Origin of the sequence: Actinoallomurus sp. NPDC052308, assembly GCF_040679195.1 — a bacterium.
Taxonomy (GTDB): Bacteria; Actinomycetota; Actinomycetes; order Streptosporangiales; family Streptosporangiaceae; genus Actinoallomurus; species Actinoallomurus liliacearum.
Genome location: NZ_JBFAUM010000027.1, coordinates 98,648 through 105,562 on the forward strand (window position 1 = coordinate 98,648; position 6,915 = coordinate 105,562).

Here is a 6,915-nt window from a genome sequence, read left to right on the forward strand (position 1 = left end):
GCCGTGGAGTCGGCTGTGGAGGTCGTTGAAGAGATCGGTGCGGAGGACCGGCAGATACTCGGCACGGAGGGCAGCGAAGTGTTCGGCGCGGTGCTCGCCGAGTTCGAGCGGCACCTGGTGGCCGAACGCGGTCTGTCCGGCCACACCGTGCGCGCCTACCTGGGCGACATCGCCGATCTTCTCTCGCACGCCCGGCGGATGGGGCTCGGGGACCTGGCCGGCCTCGACGTCCGGATGTTGCGGGCCTGGCTGGCCGCGCAGCATGCGCTCGGCAGGTCACGGGCGACGCTCGCCCGCCGGACGGCCTCGGCGCGGGTGTTCACGGCCTACGTCCACCGCCGGGGCCTGCTGCCGACCGATCCCGGCCCGTTGCTCGGCACGCCGAAGCAGGGGAGGAGCCTGCCACGAGTGCTGCGCCAGGATGAGGCCACCGCCCTGCTCGACCGGAGACCGGCCCACAGAACGGGCGAGGACGAGGGGAACGATCCCGGAGCGGACCGGGACGGTGCCATCGATGACGCTCCTGGAGCGGGCGCGGACGGTCCCGCAGACGCCCTCGCCATCCGCGATCAGGCGGTGTTCGAACTGCTGTACGGCTCGGGCATCCGGATCGGGGAGTTGTGCGGCTTGGACGTCGATGACGTCGACAGCGCCCGCCGTACGATCCGGGTGATCGGTAAAGGCGACAAGGAGCGGACGGTGCCGATGAGCGCGCCCGCTGCCCGAGCGGTGGAGGCATGGCTGGCGCAGGGCCGTCCTGGCCTCGTACGCGGACACAGCGGCCCGGCGCTGTTCCTCGGTACCCGCGGGGGCCGGGTGCACCCCACCGTCGTCCGTCGTGCCCTGCATGACCGGCTCGCGGAACTGGGCCTGCCGGACATGGGCCCGCACGGCCTTCGACACAGCGCGGCCACCCATCTCCTGGAAGGCGGCGCGGATCTGCGCAGCGTCCAGGAGATCCTCGGACACTCCTCCTTGGCGACCACGCAGGTGTACACCCACGTCTCGGCGGAGCGGCTGAGGGCCGCCTACCGGCAGGCCCATCCGAGAGCGTGACGCGCGCCTCCGCCGGCGAACAACCGCACGTCATCGCTCCACGGCCTACCCCAGGAGCGTGACGCGCCTGTGCCGGTGAGTGGCCGGGAGTGGTCGGCACCGTCTTGCCGCGAGTGTGACGCGGCTCCGTCGGTGAGCAGTCGCGCGTGATCGGCACCGCCCTTCCCGAGCGGTGGCCGTACGGATCGCTCGGTGAACGTCTCGATCAGGCGGCGACCTGTGACTCTTCGACCGATTCGCGGCCGTGATCACCGAGCCTTCGGCGCGCGCCGAAGCCGGCGGCGCGGTCTCGGAGGCCCTCGAGGATCGGCGCCACCCGAGGACACCTGAGCCCGGCGGCTGTGATCCCTCCGTTCGCGTCACGTCGAGGCCCTTGAGCGCGCTGTGATGTGGGTGGGGACCCGACGGTCGTGGCGGCGAGCGCGAGCGGGGATCCGTTCCCTCCGACGGCGGGCGCGGAGGCCGAAGAGGGCGAGGCCCGCGGCCGCGGTGATGGCGACGGGGTCGACGGCCGCACCGATGCCGGTCGTCGCGCCGACCGGTCGCGTCGCCGGTGCCGTGCCGTCCGGAGCCGCCCCCGCCAAGGGGTGGTCCGGTGTCGTCCCCGTCAAGGGGTCGTCCGGAGCCGCCCCCATGAACGGGTCGTCTGGAGCGGCACCCGTGAACGGGCTGTCCGGGGTCGTTCCCGTCGACGGGCCGTCCGGAGCCGCTCCCATGAATGGGTCGTTCAGAGCCGTCGCCGGGGGCGGGTCGTTCGGCTGTGCGGTGGGCGGCAGGGCGGTCCGTCGGCGAGCCGGAGAATCTTCGGCCGGCTGGGCGGGGACGGTCGGCGGGTACGGTCCTCGCCCTCCGTCGCCGGTCATCGTGGCACTCGCCCCAGAGCGCCACCACGGGAGAAGGCGTACGGGGCCCAGGCCGAGGACCGACAGCGGGTCGAGATAGGAGTCGCCGCGCAGCAGACCCCAGTGCAGGCAGCCGTCCTGCCCGCAGTGTCCGAGGATCGCCTCGACCACGCCGATCCGGGCGCCCGCCGGCACGACCTGCCCCGCACGGACGGTCGGGCGTACGGGGAGATAGGTGGTGCGAAGGGCGCCGTGGACGATGGTGACCACGCCGCGGCCCGCCAGGTCGCGGGCGAAGGCGACCCGGCCCGGGCCGGCGGCGAAGACAGGGCGGCCCGGAGGCGTGGCGAGATCGACTCCCCGGTGCCCGGACTCCCAGGGATGAGCGGGCGGATCGAAGCCGCGCACCACCCGCGGGGGCGGGCGTAACGGCCACTGCCACCCCGGCGGTCCGGCGCCGGGCGCGGTGATCCGGGCGGGGGACACCGCGATGACCAGGAGCGTTGCGGGCAAGACCATGGGGCACAGCATGCTCGTCTCCATCCCGCCCAGGGCAGGGCCCGGGCGCAAGCTGTGGAAAACCTCGGGTTGGAGGCGCGGAGTCCACGGCGGGGTGAGCCGCCGGTACACTTGCCTCAACGGTCGCATGACCGAATTCACGCGTCCGCCGGCCACCGATCATTTGGTGGGGCGGCCCTCACGGTCCATGACAGGCGTCATGGCAGGGGTGCGCACGGACGCAGAACAACCGGAACGTGGCCCAGAGAACGACTGGGCCGGACAGGAGGACCACGGGCATGACACCCGTCGTCACCATGAAGCAGCTGCTCGAGAGCGGCGTCCACTTCGGGCACCAGACCCGCCGCTGGAACCCGAAGATGAAGCGTTTCATCTTCACCGAGCGCAACGGCATCTACATCATCGACCTGCAGCAGTCGCTGTCCTACATCGACCGCGCCTTCGACTTCATCAAGGAGACGGTCGCCCACGGCGGCACGATCCTGTTCGTCGGCACGAAGAAGCAGGCGCAGGAGTCGATCGCGGAGCAGGCGCAGCGCGTCGGCATGCCGTTCGTCAACCAGCGCTGGCTGGGTGGCATGCTCACCAACTTCTCCACCGTGCACAAGCGCCTGACGCGTCTGAAGGAGCTCGAGGAGCTCGACTACGACGACGTCGCCGGCTCGGGTATGACGAAGAAGGAGCTTCTCATGCGCAAGCGTGAGAAGGACAAGCTCGAGCGCACCCTCGGTGGTATCCGCGACATGGCCCGCGTGCCGAGCGCGGTGTGGGTCTGCGACACCAAGAAGGAGCACATCGCCGTCAACGAGGCCCGCAAGCTGGGCATCCCGGTGGTGGCGATCCTCGACACCAACTGCGACCCGGACGAGGTCGACTACCCGATCCCGGGCAACGACGACGCCATCCGCAGCGTCAGCCTGCTGACCCGCGTGGTCGCGGACGCCGTCGCCGACGGCCTGATGGCCCGCGCCGGTGCCGCGCCGTCGGGCGACGAGAAGCCCGCCGCCGTGGGCGCGGAGGAGCCGCTGCCCGAGTGGGAGCGCGAGCTGCTGGAGAGCAAGGGCGAGTCCGGCGAGGCGGCCGAGGCCGCTCCGCAGGCGCAGGCCGAGGCTCCGCAGGCCGAGGCTCCGCAGGCCGAGGCTCCGCAGGCCGAGGCTCCGCAGGCCGAGGCTCCGCAGGCCGAGGCTGCCCAGGCCGAGGCTCCGGAGGCCGCGCCGGCCGAGCAGCCGCAGGCCGGCTCGGAATCCTGACGGCCCACGACTGACGACGAGAGAGACAAGACCACAATGGCGAACTTCACCGCCGCCGACGTCAAGAAGCTCCGGGACACGACCGGTTCCGGGATGATGGCCTGTAAGAAGGCGCTCGAAGAGGCCGAGGGCGACTTCGACAAGGCGGTCGAGCTGCTGCGTCTCAAGGGCGCCAAGGACGTCGGCAAGCGCGCCGAGCGTACCGCCGCGAACGGCCTGGTCGCCGAGCACTTCAACGGTTCCGGTGACGGCGCGATCCTCGAGCTCAACTGCGAGACCGACTTCGTCGCCAAGAACGAGGGCTTCATCGCCCTGGCCGACAAGATCGTCGAGTTCGCCGCGAACAGCGACGTGGCCGACCGCGACGCCCTGCTGGCCGCCGAGATCGAGCCGGGCAAGACCGTTCAGCAGCTGATCGACGAGAACAGCGCCAAGATCGGTGAGAAGCTCGAGCTGGGCCGTTTCGCCCACTTCAAGGGCGCGTACGTCGCGAGCTACCTGCACAAGTCCGACCCGTCGCTGCCGCCGGCGACCGGCGTGCTCGTCGAGCTCGACACCGAGGCCCCCGAGGTGGCCAAGGAGATCGCGCAGCAGATCGCGGCGATGTCTCCGAAGTACCTCACCAACGACGACGTCCCGGCCGACGTCGTGGCCAAGGAGCGGGCGCTCGCCGAGCAGATCACCCGCGACGAGGGCAAGCCCGAGCAGGCGATCCCGAAGATCGTCGAGGGCCGGGTGAAGGCCTACTTCAAGGACTTCGTCCTCGTCGAGCAGCCGTTCGTGAAGGACCCGAAGAAGTCGGTCGGTAAGGTCCTGCAGGACGCCGGGGTGAACGTTCAGCGCTTCGCCCGGTTCCGGGTCGGTCAGCTCTAAGATCCGTCCCGAGGACGCCCAGCCGCTGAGAGACAACGAAGGAGCCGCCGCCGTGCAGGACAGTAAGACCACCGACACGACGGCGGCTCCGTCGTCTCATCATGGCTGGAAGCGGGTGCTGCTGAAGCTCTCCGGCGAGGCGTTCGCCGGTGGCGAGGCGCTCGGCATCGATCCGGCGGTCGTACGGCACATCGCCGAGGCGATCGCCGAGGTCGTACGGGAGGGCGTGCAGGTCGCGGTGGTCTGCGGCGGTGGCAACATGTTCCGTGGCGCGCAGATGTCGGCGCAGGGCATGGACCGCAGCCGCAGCGACTACATGGGCATGCTCGGCACCGTGATCAACTGTCTCGCGCTCCAGGACTTCCTCGAGAACAAGCTCGGCTTGGACACGCGGGTGCAGACGGCGATCACGATGGGGCAGGTCGCGGAGCCGTACATCCCGCGCCGGGCCATCCGCCACCTCGAGAAGGGCCGTGTGGTGATCTTCGGCGCCGGCCTCGGCCAGCCGTTCTTCTCCACCGACACGGCGGCGGCGCAGCGGGCGCTCGAGATCAACGCTGACGCCGTGCTGAAGGGCACCCAGGTCGACGGCGTGTACGACGCCGACCCGAAGAAGAACCCGGACGCCTTCCGGTTCGACCGGCTCGAGTACGGCGAGGTTCTGAAGCGCGGCCTGAAGGTCATGGACGCCACCGCGATCAGTCTCTGCATGGACAACGGCCTGCCCATCGTGGTCTTCGACCTGATGGGTCAGGGCAATATCGTGCGGGCCGTCCGCGGTGAGAAGATCGGCACATTGGTAAGTCCGGCGGAGAGCTGAAACAGGAGCCGAAGGTGATCGACGAGATCCTCCTCGAGGCCGAGGACAAGATGGAGAAGGCCGTCACGGTCGCCAAGGATGACTTCAACGGCATCCGTACCGGCCGCGTGACGCCTGCGATGTTCAACAAGATCACGGCGGACTACTACGGGACGCCGACGCCGATCAACCAGCTGGCGTCGTTCACGCTGCCCGAGGCGCGCATGGTGATCGTCCAGCCGTACGACGCGTCGTCGCTGGCCGCGATCGAGAAGGCCATCCGCGAGAGCGACCTCGGTGTCAACCCGGGCAACGACGGGAAGATCATCCGGGTGGTGTTCCCGGAGCTGTCCGAGGAGCGCCGCAAGGAGTTCATCAAGGTGGCCGGGCACAAGGCGGAGGACGCGCGGGTCTCGATCCGCAACATCCGCCGCCACGCCAAGGACGCCCTCGACAAGCTCGCCAAGGGTGGCGACGCGGGCGAGGACGACGTGCGCCGCGCGGAGAAGGAGCTGGACGACTTCACGCACAGGCACGTCGCCAAGATCGACGAGCTGCTCGAGCACAAGAAAGCCGAGCTGCTCGAGGTCTAGTGGGACTCGAGCAGGCCCACCCGCCCGCCCCGGAGATCCCGGAGGTACAGGCGGAAACGGGCAAGAAGCGTAGACCAGGCCGGAACCTCCCCATCGCGGTCGGGGTCGGTCTGGCGCTGGGCGCCGTGGTGCTGGTGTCCCTCTACACCGTCAAGGAGATCTTCCTCGGCGTCGTCGTGGTCTTCCTCGGCGTCGCCGTGTGGGAGCTCATCCGGGCGTTCGCGACGCGGGACATCCGGATCGCACAGGTCCCGCTCATGGCGGGCGGCCTGGCGATGCTGGCCTGCACCTACTTCTGGGGGACGACCGCCCTGGTGGCGACGTTCGCCCTGACGGTGCTGGCGATCCTGTTGTGGCGGCTGCCGGGAGGCCAGGAGGGGTACGTCCGGGACGCGACGGCGAGCGTGTTCGCCGCCGCGTACGTCCCGTTCCTCGCCGGGTTCGTGGTCCTCATGCTCGCCGCGGACGACGGCCCCGACCGCATCATCGTCTTCATCGCGGTGACGATCGCCAGCGACATCGGCGGCTTCTTCGCGGGCTCGTTCCTGGGCGCGCACAAGATGGCCCCGGCGATCAGCCCGAAGAAGACCTGGGAGGGGTTCGCCGGCTCGTCGCTGACGTGCATGGTGGTCGGCGCCCTGCTGCTGCCCTGGCTGCTGGACGGCGCCTGGTGGCAGGGGATCCTCGTCGGTGCCGCCGCCGTCTGCTCCGCCACGCTCGGCGACCTCATCGAGTCGATGATCAAGCGGGATCTCGGCATCAAGGACATGGGAACCCTGCTGCCCGAGCACGGCGGCGTCATGGACCGCCTCGACTCCCTGCTCGCGACCGTGCCCGTCGTCTGGCTGCTCCTCCAGGCGTTCGTTCCGGCCTGAGCCGGCCCGGGCGTCCTCGCGCCGAGTCCTAACGCATGCGGCAGCACGAGCGGACTCCGATCCTCGGCGCGCTCCGCGTCCCCGGTGTGGCGGCGGTCCTGGTCGTCA

Annotated in this window: 7 protein-coding genes; 6 read left to right on the plus strand and 1 reads right to left on the minus strand. The window is 70.2% G+C overall.

Annotated elements, in window-relative coordinates; translation table 11 throughout:
- Positions 1-15 precede the first annotated feature (15 nt).
- Positions 16-1,056: a tyrosine recombinase XerC gene (locus tag AB0L00_RS37805; RefSeq protein ID WP_364442252.1), complete on the plus strand. Its 1,041-nt coding sequence runs from the start codon at positions 16-18 to the stop codon at positions 1,054-1,056.
- Positions 1,057-1,415: 359 nt separating this feature from the next.
- Here the strand turns inward: AB0L00_RS37805 and AB0L00_RS37810 are convergent, their stop codons facing one another.
- Positions 1,416-2,417 carry a peptidoglycan DD-metalloendopeptidase family protein gene (locus AB0L00_RS37810; protein ID WP_364442253.1) on the minus strand — a complete coding sequence of 334 codons (1,002 nt, stop codon included), beginning with the start codon at positions 2,415-2,417 and terminating at the stop codon, positions 1,416-1,418.
- Positions 2,418-2,695: 278 nt separating this feature from the next.
- Between AB0L00_RS37810 and rpsB the strand changes: the two genes are divergently transcribed.
- Genes rpsB through AB0L00_RS37835 form a run of 5 tightly spaced genes read left to right on the plus strand, consistent with a single transcriptional unit; the run spans position 2,696 to position 6,807 of the window.
- Positions 2,696-3,667, plus strand: a complete 972-nt coding sequence (rpsB, locus tag AB0L00_RS37815; protein WP_364442255.1) for a 30S ribosomal protein S2 — start codon at positions 2,696-2,698, stop codon at positions 3,665-3,667.
- 36 nt (positions 3,668-3,703) lie between these two features.
- Entirely contained in the window at positions 3,704-4,540 is an 837-nt protein-coding gene (gene tsf, locus AB0L00_RS37820; protein ID WP_364442257.1) for a translation elongation factor Ts, read from the plus strand.
- A gap of 52 nt (positions 4,541-4,592) precedes the next feature.
- Positions 4,593-5,360 (plus strand): UMP kinase, encoded by a 768-nt coding sequence (gene pyrH, locus AB0L00_RS37825; RefSeq protein ID WP_364442258.1) that lies wholly within the window; start codon positions 4,593-4,595, stop codon positions 5,358-5,360.
- Positions 5,361-5,374: 14 nt separating this feature from the next.
- Positions 5,375-5,932, plus strand: coding sequence for a ribosome recycling factor (gene frr / locus AB0L00_RS37830; RefSeq protein WP_345361294.1), 558 nt, complete (start codon positions 5,375-5,377; stop codon positions 5,930-5,932).
- The gene (locus AB0L00_RS37835) at positions 5,932-6,807 is read left to right on the plus strand and encodes a phosphatidate cytidylyltransferase (RefSeq protein WP_364442260.1); all 876 of its coding nucleotides are present in this window, start codon (positions 5,932-5,934) and stop codon (positions 6,805-6,807) included. The genes frr and AB0L00_RS37835 overlap by 1 nt, the downstream gene beginning before the upstream one ends.
- Positions 6,808-6,915: the final 108 nt, after the last annotated feature.